This is a genomic window from Agrobacterium bohemicum (genome assembly GCF_002896715.1).
Classification (GTDB): domain Bacteria; phylum Pseudomonadota; class Alphaproteobacteria; order Rhizobiales; family Rhizobiaceae; genus Agrobacterium; species Agrobacterium bohemicum.
Genome location: NZ_PGEL01000017.1, coordinates 191,456 through 209,685 on the forward strand (window position 1 = coordinate 191,456; position 18,230 = coordinate 209,685).

Genomic DNA, 18,230 nt, shown 5'->3' on the forward strand with positions numbered 1-18,230 from the left:
AAGACACCTCAACGGTTAGAATCTGCGAAATGGAGCCAAGTATAATCAGGCTTCTACTTGCACGTCTGTCAAAGGTCGCGAGCAGCAGGCGAGGATGTAACCTTCCTCGATATCTTCATCGAGAATGCCGCCATTGTGGTTCATTTCCACTTCGCCGGATATTTTCAGCACGCGGCATGTTCCGCATATGCCAGATTCGCAAGCAGCACCGATACGAACGCCTGCGGCACGAGCCGTCATCAGGATCGTTTGTCCCGGCTGACATGGCACATCCTTGCCTGACAGTGTAAAGCCGATTTTTGCCAATACTTCGCCGTCGTCAGGCAAATCGCTTTCGCCAACCACTACTGGCGCTGCCGGAGAAAAACTCTCCTGATGGTAGCGGTCCATATCGAAGCCAGAGGCTTCCAGCATTGATTGGATCGCGGCCATAAACGGCCCCGGCCCGCAACAAAAAACGGTGCGATCCATGAAGTCATGCGACAGCAGCGCGATCTTGGCTTTGTCCACCATGCCCTTCAGCCCAGACCAGAGATCGGTACGGCCGCAATTCTCGACGATGAAACCGAGCGACAGGTTGGGCATGAAGCGGGCGAGATATTCCAGCTCGTGCCGGAAGACGATATCGGAGGGCGAACGCGAGCAGTTGATGAAAGAAATATCGCTCTGCGGTGCGCGGTCGCTCATATCACGCACCATCGACATCATTGGCGTAACGCCGGAACCCGCCGAGATGAACAGATATTTGTCGCCGGGATGACGCACATAGGAGAAATCTCCAAGCGGTCCCAGCGCCCGGATTTTCATGCCCGGCTTGAGGTTATCGAACATCCAGCGTGTACCGACGCTTGTGGCCTGCGCCTTCACAGTCACCGCCACCGCATAGGGACGCGACGGAGTGGATGACAGCGTGTAGGTGCGAAACAACGGCTCCGGCCCCACCGGCAATTCCAGCGTCACAAACTGGCCCGGCAGATAGCGAAACCAGTTGGTGCCTTCCGAGCGAAACAGGAATGTCATCACGTCAGGCGTTTCGGGCGTGACTGAAATGCATTCCAGCATGTGAAGCTTGTCGCTCCACGGCTTCATCTCATCGATATGCTTGTATGTCGTCTTCATGTTCATTGCCGTCATGCGACAGCCGAGAGTTTTTGCTTGTCGCCTGAGAGACGGCCGATCATGAAATCGGAATACCAGTTCACGAACTGCATGACACCACCCTCGTCTTCCATCGAATAGGGGCCGGGCTCATAGGCAGGCGAGCGGATACCGAAGGCATTTTCCTCGACAATCCGTCGATCCTGATCATTGGTCTCGTTCCAGACATGGGTCAGGTCTTCGAGATTGTAATCGACGCCCTCCACCGCATCCTTGTGCACCAACCATTTCGTCGTGACCTGCGTTTCCTGCGGCCCAAGTGGCAGCACCCGGAAGGAAATGAGGTGGTCGCCGAGGAAGTGGTTCCAGGTCGTGGGGTAATGGAACAGAAGTAGCGCACCGATGTGGTCGATGGCCACATCATCGGAGAGTGGACGACGCACGGCACGCTTGCCTGACATCGTATAGCTTTCGGCCTCTCCAATCAGCGGCATGCGTGCCACTCGGAACTGACCCATTGGATCGATCTTGAAACGGCTGGGTAGACCCGCCGCTTCACAGCGCGCCCAATGACCACCGATTTCAGGATCACTAGCCCCGCCATCGGTACCCGTCACGCTGGGGNTTTCAGGATAGGTGCGGCAGAGCTCCGGGTGGTTGGCGGCGCAGTGATAGCATTCGCGGTTGNTTTCCCAGACGAGCTTCCAGTTACCCNTTTCGATAATTGTGCTTTCGTGGGCGACCTTGGCCTCCCATATGCGGTGCGGTGCCATATAGGCTTCGACTTCGGCGCGCATCGGCGCGAAATCCAGCGGCTGTTCTGCAAGACAAATAAAGACGTAACCGGCCACGGATTCGCAAGCGATTGGCTTCAGACTGAAATTGGCCTTGTCGAAATCATCGCCCATGTGGCGGGCGAACAGAAGCTTGCCATCCAGATCATAGGTCCACTGGTGATAAGGACAGACCAGGCGGGCCGACTGCCCCTTCTGGCTGTTGCAGACGCGCGACCCGCGATGACGGCAGGAGTTGTGAAACGCACGAATGGCGCCATCCTTGCCGCGAACGATGACGACAGCATAGTCGCCGATCTGCACGGTGAGATAATTGCCAGCCTTCGGAACTTCGCAATCATGGGCAACGAAAAGCCAGTCGCGATACCAGATANTTTCCATATCAAGCTGGAAATACTCCTGATCCACGTAGAAAGGCTGCTCCAAAGTGAAGCCTTCACGGCGGTTTTTCAGTTGGCGCAATACGGTTTCACGCAAATCCATGGCCATGTCCTCGAAAAGTCGCGGTCCGCCTTCAAGCATATGCCGCGTTACATTGAATTATCTAATCATTCGCGATGATCTTCAGCACCACATACAGCGACATCGGCTTCCGCATTGGCGACAAATTGCGACATGGCAATTAAATGCTAGAACAAGTAATTTCGTTTCGAAAACAGCAGCTTATTCGTCGTTTCCCGGGGAAATCCGTCGCAATATGACACAAACGCCGTCCTCGCAGTTGTTAACACTCACAACCATGCAACAAGAAAATCTTAACCCCCTTCCCGTAAAAATATGTGGACCGGCAAAAGGAGCTCTCCGATGGAGAAGGGAACGCAGATTCGTTACTTCGATGCGAATGCCCGTATCGCGGCGCCTTCACGCTCGAAAACTGCCCACTCCGATTTTCTGCGCACCGGTAAAATAGCGCGCTATGAAGAAAAGTGGGTTCCCCGAGAGCCACGCTATCTGACGCATGATCAAGTCGCGGAAATAACCGGTCGCAAGTTGCAAACCGCCGGTGAAATGACCCATTCGCGACTGAATTCGTTTCACAGCTCCATCCGTTTTCCACNAATGGTGTTTCACCGCACTATCGAAGCAAGCCCGCATCTGGGCTATTGCCACGTGACAGCGTCGCGCACCAGTTTCGACATGCAAAAGCAGGTCAACTGGTCGTTTTATTTCGCCAATTTCTTTTCGGAACTATGTGGCGACGAACAGTTCTTCGAAAACATTGATCCCCGCCATTCGCGCATGTATTTCGCCGTCGCCATGGATATGGCAGCCGACAAAACTGTGAAGATCGACAAGACCATGCACCGGGATGGCCTGCTTTTTCGTACGCATGATCCGAAGATTGCGCTCAAGAACGTCCTGATGCTGGGCACTCGCTCCAACGAAATGCGCAAGTTCATCAGCACCCTGTAAAGCCATACTGCAAACGGCTTTCCAATCGAGCTGAAAACCTCTAAAGCATGCCGCGCGAAAGGGTGACGCTTCAGGCGGCACGCCTGAAAGGCTCAAGCATCCATGGCGCGTCATATTCACATCGAACAAGACAGGGAAACGGCACTTCGCGAGGCCGTTCAGGTTCTGTCGTCCGGTTATCCCGTCGCCATTCCAACCGAGACGGTTTACGGCCTTGCCGCAGATGCGACCAACCCTTCTGCCATAACGCGTATTTATGAAACCAAGGGCCGCCCGCAGTTCAACCCGCTGATCTGCCATATGGCCAGCATCGTGATGGCGGAAGATCACGCGATCTTCGATCCTGTTTCGCGAAAGCTGGCGGAAACATTCTGGCCCGGACCGCTTACTCTCATTCTACCCCTGAAGCCCGACAGCCCGATCCATTCACTGGCAACGGCCGGTCTCGATACTGTCGGAATCCGTATTCCCGAAGGTTTCGCCAGCGATCTGATCGCCACCTTCGGCAAACCGTTGGCAGCGCCCAGCGCTAACAGTTCCGGCAAGATCAGCTCCACCAGTGCCGCCCATGTGGAGGCCGATCTGGGTGAGAAAATCGGCCTTATCCTGGATGGGGGCGCGGCACATGTCGGTGTGGAATCCACTATTATCAAGGTTGAAAAAGATGGCTCCGTCCGACTGTTGCGGCCGGGCGGCCTCGTTGCTGAAGATATAGAGCATGTGATCGGCATCAAACTTATTCGCCCGGAAAAGGCGTCCGCTACCATCGAGGCTCCCGGCATGATGGCGTCCCATTACGCGCCTGGTGCGGCGGTGCGACTGAACGCGGTCTCCGTCGAAAATGGCGAAGCGCTGATCCGCTTCGGAGGGCAACCCGTCGCCAATGAACACAATGCCGCAATCATTCTTGATCTCAGCGCCAGTGGCGATATGGCAGAAGCGGCAACCAATCNTTTCGATCACCTCAAGACTGCCGATGCCAGCGGTGCGGATAGCATCGCCATCACGCCCATTCCTAATACCGGGCTGGGCGAGGCCATCAACGACCGGCTCTCACGTGCTGCCGCACCGCGCAGCTGATAATATCATTACGAGGACTTCATGCCGATGACCANTTTGCCTGACGAATTGATCCAGCGTTTCGTGTCCATCGTCGGAGACAAGAACGCCGTGCGAGATCAGGCCGATTTAGCTCCTCATCTGGTGGAGAATCGCGGCCTTTATAAAGGTGCCTCGCCGCTTTTGTTGAAACCGGCCTCGACGGAAGAGGTCGCCGCCATCATGAAAATCGCCAGCGAAACCGGCACGGCCATCGTGCCGCAGACGGGCAACACCGGCCTTGTGGGCGGGCAGACGCCACGCAGCGATGCAAGCGATGTCATTCTGTCTCTGGAACGCATGAGCCGCGTTCGCGACATCGATCCCGTTGCCAATGTCATCGTTGTGGACGGTGGCTGCATTCTCGATACGGTCCATCAGGCGGCGGAGAAAGTGGAGCGAATGTTTCCGCTGTCGCTGGGATCGCAAGGCTCCTGCCGTATCGGCGGAAACCTCGCCACCAATGCTGGCGGCACAGCCGTTCTGGCCTACGGCAATATGCGTCAACTGTGCCTCGGGCTCGAGGTCGTTTTGCCAACGGGCGAAATCTGGAACGGCCTTCGCCGTCTCAAGAAAGACAATACGGGTTATGATCTGCGCGATCTGTTCATCGGTTCCGAAGGCACACTCGGTATCATCACCGGCGCAGTGCTAAAACTGTTTCCCAAGCCTAAAGGACATCAGGTTGCCTTTGCCGGGCTCAACTCGCCAGCAGACGCTTTGACGCTGTTCGACCGTGCCTCGACGCTCTGCGGCGCGGCGCTGACCGGCTTCGAGCTGATGCCGCGCATCGGCATAGAATTCACCGCAAAGCACATTCCCGGCGTCCGCGACCCCTTGGAAACACCACATCCGTGGTATGCGCTGATCGACATCTCCACATCCGACAAAGCAGAGACGGCGCAGACCATGATCGAGACCCTGCTGGAGCAAGGCTTCGAGGCTGGCATCGTGCAGGACGCGGTCATCGCATCCTCTGAAGCGCAGCGTCAGGCGCTATGGCACATGCGCGAAAGCATGTCGGATGCGCAAAAGCCGGAAGGCGGCTCCATCAAGCATGATGTGTCCGTGCCGGTTTCGAAAATCCCGGACTTCATGGCCGAAGCGGAGGCAGGCGTCCTGCAGGCCATCCCCGGTGCGCGCATCTGCGCCTTTGGTCATCTGGGCGATGGCAATATCCATTATAACATCTCCCAGCCGGTTGGTGCCGACAAGGCGGAGTTCATTGCCCGCTGGCGCGAGATCAACCACATCGTTCACGGCATCGTACTGTCGCATGGCGGCTCGATCTCCGCCGAGCACGGGATTGGTCAGTTAAAGCGTGACGAGCTTGCCGATATCCGCCCCGGTATCGAAATGGAACTGATGCGCCGAATCAAGACAGCCTTTGACCCCGCGGGCGTGATGAACCCGGGCAAGGTTGTTAAAATTTAGGGCGAGTTTATCGCTTCAGCCCCAGGAAAGAGCGCCCGGCATCACCTGCAGGCGCTCAAGTCGCTGTTCNTTTTTGGGCTACGCGCACGTCATCCCCATCCATTTTTGGCTTTCCCACCTTTGACGATTGTCGAAAGCGATTTTCTCTGTGCTAGCTGTTTTCAAGGCGATGCGCGTGGGGACGGCAAACACGCATTCTCCTGATGGCAGGAACCAAAAATCTTATGTCGGCACAAGGGCTTGCGAATAGGCTGCCGTGCCAATTCAGGAATTCGAAACCCTATCGGTCTGCGTTTTGCTAACCATTTGGGAATGCAAAGTTTTCTTAACCTCGATTTTTAAGCTGTCACGAAGATGCCGCCGCTATCTTCTCCCTATCAGAGGACGAAAAGTCCCGGACGAGGCCATGAAACGGCTCTCAGGTNAAACAAGGATAGCATGATGACCAACACTGTTCTGAAGCCCGAATGGGCAGGCGCGACACTCCGGCTCGACCCGACACGGTTCCCGCAGCAGATCACCTACGGCAAGGACAAGGGTTCAGCCGATGTGGCTATCACGCTCGACGAGCGCGGCGCGGTTCTTCGCAAGGTTCTTCATTCCAGCGGTCTTCCGCTGTCCTTTGCCCTTCCGGCCCGCGCCTTCAAGGGTGTTGCCGCCCGCGCCATCGACCATGGTGATGGACAGGTCACCGTGACGCTCGAACTTCACCACGACGATCCGGATCTCTGCATTCCGCTGCTGGTGGCGCACGACCTGTGCGACATCGCTGCCGATTGGCGCAGCTGGTCGGAAAAGTATCGCATTCCCATGCTGATGGTGGAAGCCGATGGCATCGCCCGTCCGCTGGAAGATCATCTTGGCCATATCAGCACAAAGGCCACCCGCCCGCGCCGCCGCCACTCCTATTTCGCAGACCGCCGCCCGCGTTTCCTCGTCCGCCGCAGCACCGGTTCGCTGGGCATGACGATGCGCATTCAGGGCAAGGAAATCATAGCCCGCAGCTGATCCACCATGCTGCGGATGAATGGAAAACCCGGCGCGTCGAAAGACGCAGCCGGGTTTTTCGTATCAGCGAATAAGCAAGGGCAATAGCAGGCCAGCGAAGATCAGCACGCCGACGCGATTGTTGGATTTGAACAGAGCAAGACACTGCTCGACATTGTTGATATCCAGCACCGTCACCTGCCGGAACAGCAAAAATGCCGCGATGGCGAGGCCGAGGTAGCCAGGCCAGTTAACGCCCGCCGTCAGGAATGCCAGAAAGATAAAGGCGAGCGCTGAGCTATAAAGCCCGCTCAGCCAGCCGTGTGTCTTATCGCCGAACAACAGCGCGGTCGAACCGATACCGGCCGCCGTGTCGTCTTCCCTGTCCTGATGGGCGTAGATTGTGTCATAACCGATCGTCCAGGTAATAGCGCCGACATAAAGCAACACCGGCGAAATCGACAGTGACCCGAATTGACCCGCCCAACCCATCAACGCGCCCCACGAAAAGGCGAGACCCAGAAAAAACTGCGGCCAGTTGGTGAAGCGCTTGGCGAAGGGATAGATCACCACGAAGATCAGCGATGACAGGCCAACGACAATGGCAAAACCGTTGAAACACAACAGCACCAGCAGCCCGACCAGCGCTTGAATGACGATGAAAATCTTCGCCTGTTTGCGACTGACGCGACCGGATGGCAGAGGACGCGAGCGAGTTCTTGCCACCGCCATGTCGATCTTGTGATCGACCAGATCATTATAGGTGCAGCCCGCGCCGCGCATGGCGACCGAACCGGCNAAAAACAGGAAGAGATGAAAGAGCAAGGTGCCCCAGGAGAATGTGCCGAGATGCATCGCTGCATTGGCTGCCATCGCCGCTGACCAGAAGCACGGCCACATCAGCAACTCCCAGCCGATGGGGCGATCCCAGCGGGCCAGTTGCGCATAGGGCCAAAGCGTCCTCGGCAAAATCCGATAGACCCAATTGTTGGATGGCGCGTCGGAAACGCGGCCGGAAAGATCGCCTTGGTCAACCATGCCAGCGTTCTACGCTCGGCGTTTACGAAGCGTCAAGCAAAACACCTCGGCACAGCACCCTACTCTCTCAAAACAGGACTTTTTCCAACGGTGGCCGTGTTTTTTCGAATTCCAGCAATCGTTCTTCGTTCCTTGCGATGTAGTCGCGATTATCCGGCACCACATCGGCGCGTTTTGCCAGCTGTATCTGNAAAATATAGAAGTTCTCATGCGTGAAAGCCATTTCCGAACCAGCGAGGTAAAACTCCCACATGCGGAAGAAACGCTCGTCGTAGATCGCAACGGCCTCTGCCTTGTTGGCGACGAAACGCTCTCGCCATTTACGCAGCGTATGGGCGTAATGCATCGGCAGTATCTCGATATCGCGCACCAGCAGGCCGGATTTCTCCACTGCGGGCAAAACCTCCGCGAGCGACGGAATGTACCCGCCAGGGAAAATATANTTTTCAATAAAAGGATTGGTGGCGAGCGCCGGATAAGGCTGGCCGATGGAATGCATCAACATCACGCCGTTATCGTCCAGCAACTCCGCCGCCTTGGTGAAATATTCGCGGTAATGCGTGGGGCCGACATGTTCGAACATGCCGACCGAAACGATGCGGTCATATTTGCTGGAAGCTGGCAGATAACGGTAATCCTGCAATTCGAAGCGCAGCTTGCCCGCCAGCCCGCGCTTCTCCGCCCGGTCACGCGAGACACGCAACTGCTCTTCGCTCAGCGTAATGCCTGTGACGTCAACATCCGAGCTTTCGGCCAGATACATGGCCATGCCGCCCCAGCCGGAGCCGATTTCAAGGATGCGCTGCCCTGGCTGCGGCATCAACTTCGCCGCGATGTGCCGCTTCTTCGCGACCTGCGCTTCGTAAAGGCTGATGCCCGGCGGATTGAAATAGGCGCAGGAATATTGCCAATCCTCGTCCAGAAACAGATCGAACAGCTTGGCACTCAGATCGTAATGGTGAGCGACATTATCCTTGTTGTGGTTGACCGGCAGATGCATTTTGATACGCGACGCAATGATGCGCGCCATGCCCCGCCAGACCATGCCGAAGGTCAAAGCTTCACTCAACGTATTGCTTTTGATCAGCGCCAGAAAGTCATAGATGTCGCCTTCAACGACAACCATGCGGCCTTCCATGAACATTTCCGCCAGCTTCAGCGCGGGATCGGCGGCAATCTCATCCATCGCCGCATCATCTGTGAAGTTTAGAGCGACCTTTTTACCGGTGCCGTCACCATAGACATGCAGCCCGCCCGGGCCGGTCACGACAAGATTGCCGGTTTTGACTANTTTTCCAAGAAGAGCATGCAAAGACGAGGCCATTTTACCCCCAACAAGCTAAGTCTCACTTATCAATCGGAGTAAAGCTACCGCTTTCAGTCAAAGTTTCAAGCGGCTCTACTTTCAAATAAATTGAACGACTTCATGCCGCAGCAGTGTCTCCCCTCAAGAGGGAGGCACTGCTTTCAATCTTGGATCAGCGTTTTTTCATGGCCTCTGCCAAAGCTGCCGCCAATGCACCGCCGGGTTGCGCTGTTTCGGTGCGCGTCTGGGGTTTGGCACTGGCGTGGCGCATGGCATTGGCGTTGCCCTTTTCGCGCATCGGCTNGGGGGCAACCTCGCCGCCATCCTTGCGCATGGTGAGGCCGATGCGTTTGCGCTTCACGTCGACTTCCACCACGCGCACCTTTACCACGTCACCGGCTTTGACCACCTCGTGCGGGTCCTTGATGAAGCGGTCTGCAAGCTGCGAGACGTGGACAAGGCCATCCTGATGCACGCCGATATCCACGAAAGCGCCGAAGGCGGCAACGTTGGTGACTGTGCCTTCCAGCAACATACCGGGTTTCAGGTCGGTGATTTCATCGACGCCATCGGCAAATGTCGCGGTCTTAAAGCTCGGGCGTGGGTCGCGGCCCGGCTTTTCCAGTTCGGCAATAATGTCTTTCACGGTCGGCAGGCCGAACTGCTCATCGATGAATTGTTTCGGGTCCAGCGATTTCAGCGCAGCACTATCGCCCATGACAGAGCGCAGATCGCGACCGCAGGCAGCGACGATCTTTTTGGCAACGCCGTAAGCTTCGGGATGAACAGAGGACGAATCCAGCGGCTCCTTACCGTTGGGAATGCGCAAAAAGCCTGCGCATTGTTCAAATGTGCGCTGCCCCAAGCGCGGCACTTTCAGCAGTTCCTTGCGGCTTGCGAACGGTCCAGTCTGGTCGCGATGCAGCACGATGGCGTCCGCAATCGATGCGCCAAGGCCGGAAACCCGCGACAGAAGCGGAGCGGATGCCGTGTTGAGATCGACACCCACCGCGTTCACCGCGTCTTCCACGACAGCATCCAGCGAGCGAGACAGCTTGCCCTGATCGACATCGTGCTGGTATTGGCCGACGCCGATGGACTTCGGCTCAATCTTCACCAGTTCCGCAAGCGGGTCTTGCAGACGACGGGCGATGGAAACCGCGCCACGCAAGGTTACGTCGAGATTGGGGAACTCTGCAGCAGCACTCGCTGAAGCGGAATAGATCGACGCTCCCGCTTCCGACACGATGACCTTCGTGGGCTTTGCGCCGGTCAGTTGCCCCAGCATGTCTGCCACCAGTCGTTCCGTTTCGCGGCTCCCGGTGCCGTTGCCGATGGAAATCAGCTCGACATTGTGTTTCTTGATGAGGCTTGCAAGCTCTGCCTGCGTGCCGCGAATGTCGTTTTTCGGCGGGAAGGGATAGACCGTGGTCGTTTCCAGCAATTTGCCGGTGCCATCGATGATCGCCACCTTGACGCCGGTGCGAATGCCGGGATCGAGACCCATGGTGGCGCGGGAACCGGCAGGTGCCGCCAACAGCAGATCCTTGAGGTTGCGAGCAAAGACGTGGATTGCCTCTTCTTCCGAACGCTCACGCAATTCGCGCATCAGATCGAGCGACAGCGACATGGAGAGCTTCACGCGCCACGTCCAGCCCGCGACTTCCATCAACCACGCATCCGCCGGACCGCCACTGCGGATATCGAAGGCGTTGGCGATGGTGCGCTGCGCCGGTTTGACCGGTGATGGATCATCCGCATCGACATCGATGGTCAGCGTCAGAACTTCCTCGTTCCAACCACGCAGCATGGCCAAGGCACGGTGGCCCGGCACCGTCGCCCANTTTTCGGAATGGTCGAAATAGTCGGAAAATTTTTCGCCCGCTGCCTGCTTTCCTTCCACCACCTTGGCGCGGAAGGTGGCGTTGCGGCGCATGTAATCGCGCAGACGGCCCAGCAGATCGGCATTCTCAGTCATGGTTTCGGCCACGATATCGCGCGCGCCCTCGAGTGCTGCCTTCACGTCTGCCACCTCGCCCTGCACATAGGACTGCGCCAGCGTCGTCGGATCAGCGCTGCGGTTGTCCCAGATAGCCTGCGCCAGCGGTCCAAGACCGCGCTCGCGGGCAATCTCGGCGCGGGTGCGGCGCTTGGGCTTGTATGGAAGATAGAGGTCTTCCAGTTCCGCTTTCGTCGTGGCCGAGACGATCTTGCGCAGCAGGTCATCGGTCATCTTGCCCTGACCGTTGATGGATTCGGTGATTGAAGCACGACGGGCATTGAGTTCGCGCAGATAGGACAGCCGCTCCGCCAGCGTGCGAAGCTGGGTGTCATCAAGACCACCGGTCACCTCCTTACGGTAGCGGGAGATGAAGGGGACGGTTGCGCCCTCATCCAGCAGCGCAATCGCCGCCGTCACCTGCTCGGCGCGGGCGTTGATTTCGGAAGCGATCAGGGGAGCAAGGCGGGCATTATCTGCGGACATATGGTTCTCTGGCTGTTTTCAAATCTGCCCGAACATAGATGCTGATTATGGCATGACAACAAGAAGCTTCCGCGATTCCACAGAAAAGCATGTGCTGAGCTTGACCTTTCCCGCCCCGGCCCTTAACGCCCCAACAACAAGGTAAACTGCGAGATGACAGGGGTATTGACCATGAAAGTTCTGTTGATCGGTTCCGGCGGGCGCGAACATGCGCTGGCGTGGAAAATCGCCCAGTCCCCTCGCCTCACCCAGCTTTTTGCCGCCCCCGGCAATCCCGGCATTGCAGACCACGCTACGCTTGTGACGCTTGATGTCGNAAACCACGATGCCGTCATTGCCTTCACGAAAGAAAACGCCATCGACTTCGTCATCGTCGGCCCGGAAGCACCGCTGGTGGCAGGTTTGGCGGATGACCTGCATGCAGCTGGCATCGCCACCTTCGGCCCTTCCAAGGCGGCAGCGCAGTTGGAGGGCTCCAAGGGTTTTACCAAGGACCTCTGCGCCCGTTATGACATTCCAACAGGGGCTTACCAACGCTTCAGGTCAGCAGAACCGGCCAAGGCTTATGTCCGCGAACAGGGCGCCCCCATCGTCATCAAGGCGGATGGTCTGGCAGCCGGTAAAGGCGTTACCGTCGCTATGACCGAAGCCGAAGCGCTGTCGGCCATCGACGATTGTTTCGATGGCGCTTTTGGCGCTGCGGGTGCGGAAGTCGTGGTGGAAGCGTTTCTCGATGGTGAGGAAGCGAGCTTCTTCTGCCTTTCCGATGGCAAAACCGCGTTAGCGCTGGCCACCGCGCAGGACCACAAGCGCGTGGGCGATGGCGACACCGGCCCCAACACCGGCGGCATGGGTGCTTACTCCCCTGNCCCGGTCATGACGCCTGATATGGTCGAACGGACGATGAAAGAGATCATCGAGCCGACGATCAAGGGCATGGCCAAGGACGGCAATCCGTTTTCCGGCGTGTTTTTCGCAGGCCTGATGATCACGAAAAAAGGCCCGGAGCTGATCGAATACAATGTCCGCTTCGGTGATCCCGAATGCCAGGTGCTGATGATGCGGCTGAAAAGCGACCTGCTGCCCATCCTCTATGCCACGGCCACCGGCACGCTGGATCAGGTGACGGCGGAGTGGCGTGACGATGCGGCGCTGACCGTCGTTCTGGCCTCCAAGGGCTATCCTGCTTCCTATGAGAAAAACACGCCGATTGCCCATATTCCCGATGCCCGTGAGGACGCCAAGGTGTTTCATGCCGGCACAGCGCTGAAAGACGGTAAGCTGGTCGCCACCGGCGGGCGTGTGCTGAACGTGACTGCCTTCGGCGCAACCGTGACGGAAGCGCAAAGCCGCGCCTATGCCATGGCTGCCGAGGTGAAGTGGGACAATGGCTTCAGCCGCAGCGATATTGGCTGGCAGGCCGTAGCACGCGAAAAAGCAAGGTAAACAAACTGCGGACTTCGCTCAATATTTACCAAAATTACTGACGCTATGGAAAGGAAGTCGCAGTAAAATCGCACCTGTATTCAAGCGACGGAACGGGTGTTTTCATGGGCAGGACTTTGCTGACAGTGGCGATTGTGCTCGCAAGTGGTTCCGCCATGGCCTCATCCATTGATGTTGTCCGAGGAAATCGCACCGGAAACGACAGTATCGTCCCGGTTTCCTGCGCGGCATGCCCGCCGCTTAAAGGAAAAGCAAAGCTGCAACAAACCACCCCATCTTTGGCTGCTGGTACGCAGGACATTTCCATTCGCGAGGTGAATGGGNAAAAACAAATCCAACGCACGGAAGCGTGGCTTGGCGGGTCGCCCGTTACGTTCGTGAGTTCAAACGCCGTATGGCTGCCTCAAGAACCATCGATCCCAAGCACGGCAGAAAACACATTGCCAGGCACTGATGCTGTTAAGACCTCCGCTGTGTCACCGGTAACGCCAAATTCTGATGGACCTCAGAACGAACCACAGCTTGCAGGGGTGCCTCTGCGACCAGCCCTGTGATGCANTTTTTCATTATATTCTTCAACTTTTAAGAGACGTACCGTTTTTTAATAAACACCTGCTAATTTTCCCGAGATGCGATCAAGCATTGGCGGAGCACCGCCTGCTGTCATGCGAGGCATTCCCGGGAGGATGTTGACAGCGGTTAGTTGATGCAGTTCGCAGGTCCTTTATGAAGCGTCTCAAGATTTCCACGCAGCTTGCCCTCCTCGTTGGAGGTCTTGTCCTTGCCTTTTCCATGGCCACATTTTTCCAGATCCGGTCATCGTCCGAAACGATTTATCAGCAGCGTTACGAGATGCTGCGCACCGAGACCGAAACAGCGATTTCCGTTCTGAAACTTTACGATGACAAGGCAAAAGCTGGTCAATTGACGATGGACGAAGCCCGCAAGCAGGCATTCGACCTGTTGGTTTCCCTGCGCTACGAGCCGGACGGCTACTTCTTCGCCTATGACCGCGACATCAACATGTTGTTCCACTACGACACCAAGCGTGTCGGTCAGAATTTCAAGGGCAAGCCAGACCCGACTGGCAATCTCTACCGCGAAAAGCTGGTCGATCTGGCAATGAAGGGCGGCGGACGCGTCGACTTCATGGCCAGCAAACCAGGTGCGGACAAGGACGCATTTTTCCGCAAGACCGCTTATGCGGCCGAGTATAAGCCCTGGGGCGTCATCATCAATACCGGCCTCTATATGGACGACCTTGAAGCCGAAGTGAACAACGCAATCTGGAAGGCGATCAGCATCGGCTTTGGCATTCTCATTTTCGCAATCGCAGCTGCTATCGTCATCATTCGCGGCATCACCAAACCGCTGAGCGAGATTCACAATGCACTCGGCGAAGTGGCCAACGAGAACGTTGCGATGGCTATTCCGCATACCGACATGAGAAACGAAGTCGGCCTGATGGCCAAGGCTACGGAAGCGCTTCAGCACAAGGTGCGCGAGCGCCACGACATGCAGCGCCGCCAGGAAGAGCAACAGAACCAGTTGGACGGCGAACGCCAGACCAATCTCGATATGCAGCGTGACGAGGCAGACCTTCAGGCCCGTGTCGTCGCCACGATCGGTGAAGCGCTGGAAAAGCTGGCGCAGGGCGACCTGACGGTGCGTTGCAGCGATCTTGGCACTCGCTACGCCGATCTGCGCGACAATTTCAACGAGGCGCTTGCGCATCTCGATGCCGCAATGGCCCGTGTCAATTCCAAGGGCATCGATATTGGTGGCTCCAAGGATGAAATCCGCAAGGCTTCCAGCGAGTTGTCGCAACGCACGGAGCGTCAGGCCGCCAATCTGGAAGAGACGTCTGCCGCGCTGGACGAGCTGACCGTTGCCGTACGCCAGACGGCGGACGGCGCTCTTGAGGCGGCAAAGCGCGTCAGTGCGGTCAGCACCGAAGCGACCCGCAGCGACCGTGTGGTGGAAGAAGCCATTGGCGCCATGACCGGCATCGAGCAGTCCTCTGCGGAAATTTCAAAGATCATCGGCGTCATCGATGAAATTGCCTTCCAGACCAACCTTCTGGCGCTGAATGCCGGTGTGGAGGCCGCACGCGCCGGGGAATCCGGCAAGGGCTTTGCCGTGGTGGCCCAGGAAGTACGCGAACTGGCTCAGCGGTCTGCCGCTGCCGCCAAGGAAATCAAGGACCAGATCGCCCGTTCTTCGGGTCAGGTGCAGAACGGGGTTCGTCTGGTTGGCGAGGCAGGCGAAGCGCTGAAGCGCATTTCCGGCCAGATCAAATCGGCAAACGACATCGTCGGCAAGATCGCCCATTCGGCGTCCGAGCAGGACACGACCTTGCGCTCCATCTCGTCGTCGCTGAACCAGCTGGATCTGGCGACACAGCACAATGCGGCGATGGCGGAAGAAACCACGGCATCGGCGGAATCGCTGTCCGTGGATACCGAAGAACTGCTCGACCTCATCCGCACATTCCGCGTCTCCGGCTCCCAGAATGGCAGCCTGCACGGCATGGCACAGCAGATGCGCCGGGCGAGCTAGGCTTCGCTCACATCATCATGGAGTTGAGAACGCCGGGGAGACATCTCCGGCGTTTTTTGTTTGAGGGTGTGTGCGACACCCCCTGTCACTTCATCCGCTGATCTTCGAGAAATCCGCAACCGTTCCCGTGGCTTCGCGGATGGCCTTGAGCAAGGCCAGACGGTTGGCGCGGATGGCGTTGTCTTCGTCATTGACGAGGACGTCTTCGAAGAACTTGTCAACGGGCGCACGAAGGGTGGAGAGCGCCTGCATGGCGGAGCGGAAGTCTTCCGCCTCGACCGCCTTGGCGGCATCGGCAGAGGCGGTCTTGATCGCGGCGTAAAGCGCCTTTTCGGCATCGAGCTTCAGCAGCTCTTCCGAAACGCTGTTCGCCACCACGGTACCCTTCTTTTCTTCCGCAGCCAGAAGCTGGGTGGCGCGCTTGGTGCCAGCCAAAAGGTTGATGCCATCCTGATCCGTCACGAAAGCCGTCAGCGCTTCGACGCGGCGAGCAACCATCAGGAGATCGTCGGATTCGGGCGTGAGCACGGCTTCGATGAGATCGTAGCGCGCGCCGAGATCGCGGAGGTAGACTTTGAGGCGGTCGTGGAAGAAGGAGAGGAGGTCTCGGCTGACAACGCTGCCATCAAGACGAGACAGGTAAGTTCTCTCTATTACTCGCTCTAAAGCCTCAGAATCGCCCGCCGCATCCAAACGTGAGGCCGCTTCAAAATCTGCATCACTTTCGGCATCGCGCATATGGTCTTCAACACGAGTTAGTGCAAACAAAACGATTTCGCGCAGCGAAGCCCGAACATTCCGCTCCAAAATCATCCGCACAACACCCAATGCCGCGCGGCGAAGCGCAAACGGGTCTTTCGAACCTGTCGGCTTTTCGTCGATGGCCCAGAAGCACACTAGGGTGTCGAGCTTGTCGGCGAGTGCGACGGTCAGACCAACCTTATCTTGCGGCAGACGGTCGGAGGGGCCATTGGGCTTCCAATGGTCTTCGATGGCAGCGGCTACGCTTTCGTTTTCGCCTTGAAGTGCCGCATATTTGCGGCCCATCAGGCCCTGCAGTTCGGGGAATTCACCGACGGCCTCGGTGCGCAGATCGGCCTTGGCGAGAACCACGGCGCGGTCCACCAGCGCGACATCGGCACCCGTGACCTGGGCGATCTCGGTAGCCAATGCACGGATGCGCTCCACGCGTTCGCCTTGCGTGCCGAGCTTGGCGTGGAAGGTCACGTTCAGCGCATCGAGCTTGGCCATGCGCTGGTCCAGCGGNTTTTTCAGGTCGAGGTCGAATTTCGCAGCGGAGTCCTTGAGTGTATCAAGGTCCGGCAGATCACCCTGGTCGCGGGTCCAGAAGTGCTTGGCGTCCGACAGGCGGGCGCGTACGACCTTGCCGTTGCCGTGCATGATTTCCTTGCCGCCATCCTTGGCTTCAATGTTGGAAACCAGAATGAAACGGTTCGACAGGCCTTCGGTCGCGCCTTGCGGGCGGGTGACGAAACACTTCTGGTTGGTCTTGATGGTGAGGCGGATGATTTCGGCTGGGATTTCGAGGTAATCTTCCTCGAAGGTGCCGATCAGCACCTGCGGCCATTCCACGAGGCCGCAGACCTCTTCCAGCAGGCCTTCATCTTCGACAAGGTCCAGACCGTTTGCGAAAGCCAGATCCTTGGCGTCATGCAGGATGATGTCCTTGCGGCGCTCGGCATCCAGAATGACCTTGGCCTTTTCCAGATTGGCGGAATAATCCTCGAACCGGCGCACGGTGATGGCCTCTGGCGCGTGGAAGCGGTGGCCATAGGTGATGTTTCCGGCCACAATGCCGTCGATCTCGAAGGGGATGACTTTCGTTTCATCATGTTCGGGACCGAACAGGCAGACGATGGATTGCAGCGGGCGCACCCAGCGCAGGCTTTCAGACCCCTTGCCCTCGATGCCGCCATAGCTCGAACCTTTCGGCATGGAAGCCGGGCCGGAGCGCATGGATTTAGGCCATGCGAAGCCCCTGATGATTCCGGGCATCACCTCTGCAATAATGTCTTCCGCCGCACGACCGGGCTTGTTGACGATGGCGATGTAGAAATCGCCCTTCTTCGGGTCGGAGACGATCTGTGCCTGCGAAATATCGCTGAGGCCTGCGCCGCGCAAAAAGCCTTCGATGGCCTTTTCGTTGGCATCGGTACGTGGGCCTTTCTTCTCTTCGCGCACATCGGCAGAGCGCGCATTGAGGCCGCGAATATCCAAGGTCAGACGGCGCGGCGTCCAGTATTCGCGCGCGCCCTCATAGGTCAGCCCTCGTTCCACCAGCGCATCGGTGACGAGTTTCTTCAGATCACCAGCCGCTTTCCGCTGCATGCGCGCGGGAATTTCTTCGGAGCGGAGTTCAAGCAGAAGATCAGGCATATCTANTTTCCGGTGTCATGGANTTTCGGTTGGCCTCTGCTAGCAAAATTTGAGGCGGATGCACAATGTTAATATCGGTCATAGGGGTGGCTTCCTTGCACGCACGCTTCGCCGTTCACGCGGCAGCGCCTGCCCGTGGCTTGATCTGTTCTCAGTGCCCATAACCATTTGCGGC

13 protein-coding genes are annotated in these 18,230 nt (G+C 57.6%); 7 read left to right on the forward strand and 6 right to left on the reverse strand.

Translation table 11 applies throughout. The features are described from left to right. Positions 1-45 precede the first annotated feature (45 nt). On the reverse strand, positions 46-1,119 hold the full coding sequence (locus CUC55_RS03765) for an FAD-binding oxidoreductase (protein ID WP_173645946.1): 1,074 nt from the start codon (positions 1,117-1,119) through the stop codon (positions 46-48). A gap of 11 nt (positions 1,120-1,130) precedes the next feature. After that, entirely contained in the window at positions 1,131-2,375 is a 1,245-nt protein-coding gene (locus CUC55_RS03770) for an aromatic ring-hydroxylating oxygenase subunit alpha (RefSeq protein ID WP_103087034.1), read from the reverse strand. A gap of 321 nt (positions 2,376-2,696) precedes the next feature. Between CUC55_RS03770 and CUC55_RS03775 the strand changes: the two genes are divergently transcribed. From CUC55_RS03775 to CUC55_RS03790, 4 genes are all read left to right on the forward strand, one after another. After that, a complete protein-coding gene (locus tag CUC55_RS03775) occupies positions 2,697-3,305 on the forward strand; it encodes a DUF6656 family protein (RefSeq protein WP_103087003.1) in 609 nt (202 codons plus the stop codon). Positions 3,306-3,407: 102 nt separating this feature from the next. Next, positions 3,408-4,385, forward strand: a complete 978-nt coding sequence (locus tag CUC55_RS03780) for an L-threonylcarbamoyladenylate synthase (protein ID WP_103087004.1) — start codon at positions 3,408-3,410, stop codon at positions 4,383-4,385. Positions 4,386-4,406: 21 nt separating this feature from the next. Further along, a complete protein-coding gene (locus tag CUC55_RS03785; RefSeq protein ID WP_103087005.1) occupies positions 4,407-5,837 on the forward strand; it encodes an FAD-binding oxidoreductase in 1,431 nt (476 codons plus the stop codon). A 441-nt stretch (positions 5,838-6,278) separates the two neighbouring features. Then, a complete protein-coding gene (locus CUC55_RS03790) occupies positions 6,279-6,845 on the forward strand; it encodes a DUF6101 family protein (protein ID WP_067651951.1) in 567 nt (188 codons plus the stop codon). Positions 6,846-6,908: 63 nt separating this feature from the next. On the opposite strand, the gene ubiA is transcribed toward CUC55_RS03790, so the two are convergent. The 3 genes from ubiA to CUC55_RS03805 all read right to left on the reverse strand — a co-directional run bounded on the left by ubiA (position 6,909) and on the right by CUC55_RS03805 (position 11,653). Next, entirely contained in the window at positions 6,909-7,862 is a 954-nt protein-coding gene (gene ubiA / locus CUC55_RS03795) for a 4-hydroxybenzoate octaprenyltransferase (protein ID WP_103087006.1), read from the reverse strand. Positions 7,863-7,929: 67 nt separating this feature from the next. Continuing rightward, the gene (locus CUC55_RS03800; RefSeq protein WP_103087007.1) at positions 7,930-9,186 is read right to left on the reverse strand and encodes a cyclopropane fatty acid synthase; all 1,257 of its coding nucleotides are present in this window, start codon (positions 9,184-9,186) and stop codon (positions 7,930-7,932) included. A gap of 154 nt (positions 9,187-9,340) precedes the next feature. Further along, positions 9,341-11,653 (reverse strand): Tex family protein, encoded by a 2,313-nt coding sequence (locus CUC55_RS03805; protein ID WP_103087008.1) that lies wholly within the window; start codon positions 11,651-11,653, stop codon positions 9,341-9,343. A gap of 171 nt (positions 11,654-11,824) precedes the next feature. On the opposite strand from CUC55_RS03805, the gene purD reads away from it, so the two are divergent. From purD to CUC55_RS03820, 3 genes are all read left to right on the forward strand, one after another. After that, positions 11,825-13,099, forward strand: coding sequence for a phosphoribosylamine--glycine ligase (purD, locus tag CUC55_RS03810; RefSeq protein WP_103087009.1), 1,275 nt, complete (start codon positions 11,825-11,827; stop codon positions 13,097-13,099). A gap of 104 nt (positions 13,100-13,203) precedes the next feature. After that, positions 13,204-13,653, forward strand: a complete 450-nt coding sequence (locus tag CUC55_RS23515; RefSeq protein ID WP_103087010.1) for a plant virulence effector HPE1-like domain-containing protein — start codon at positions 13,204-13,206, stop codon at positions 13,651-13,653. A 172-nt stretch (positions 13,654-13,825) separates the two neighbouring features. Then, positions 13,826-15,658, forward strand: a complete 1,833-nt coding sequence (locus CUC55_RS03820; RefSeq protein WP_067651428.1) for a methyl-accepting chemotaxis protein — start codon at positions 13,826-13,828, stop codon at positions 15,656-15,658. Between the two features lie 90 nt (positions 15,659-15,748). Here CUC55_RS03820 and glyS read toward each other — a convergent pair whose 3' ends face one another. Further along, on the reverse strand, positions 15,749-18,055 hold the full coding sequence (gene glyS, locus CUC55_RS03825; RefSeq protein WP_103087011.1) for a glycine--tRNA ligase subunit beta: 2,307 nt from the start codon (positions 18,053-18,055) through the stop codon (positions 15,749-15,751). Between the last annotated feature and the right edge of the window lie 175 nt (positions 18,056-18,230).

Bases quoted from the DNA above. Each gene is read 5' to 3' on its own strand.
- CUC55_RS03765 (WP_173645946.1), bottom strand. From the start codon at position 1,119: ATGAAGACGACATACAAGCATATCGATGAGATGAAGCCGTGGAGCGAC.
- CUC55_RS03790 (WP_067651951.1), top strand. From the start codon at position 6,279: ATGACCAACACTGTTCTGAAGCCCGAATGGGCAGGCGCGACACTCCGG.
- CUC55_RS03820 (WP_067651428.1), top strand. From the start codon at position 13,826: ATGAAGCGTCTCAAGATTTCCACGCAGCTTGCCCTCCTCGTTGGAGGT.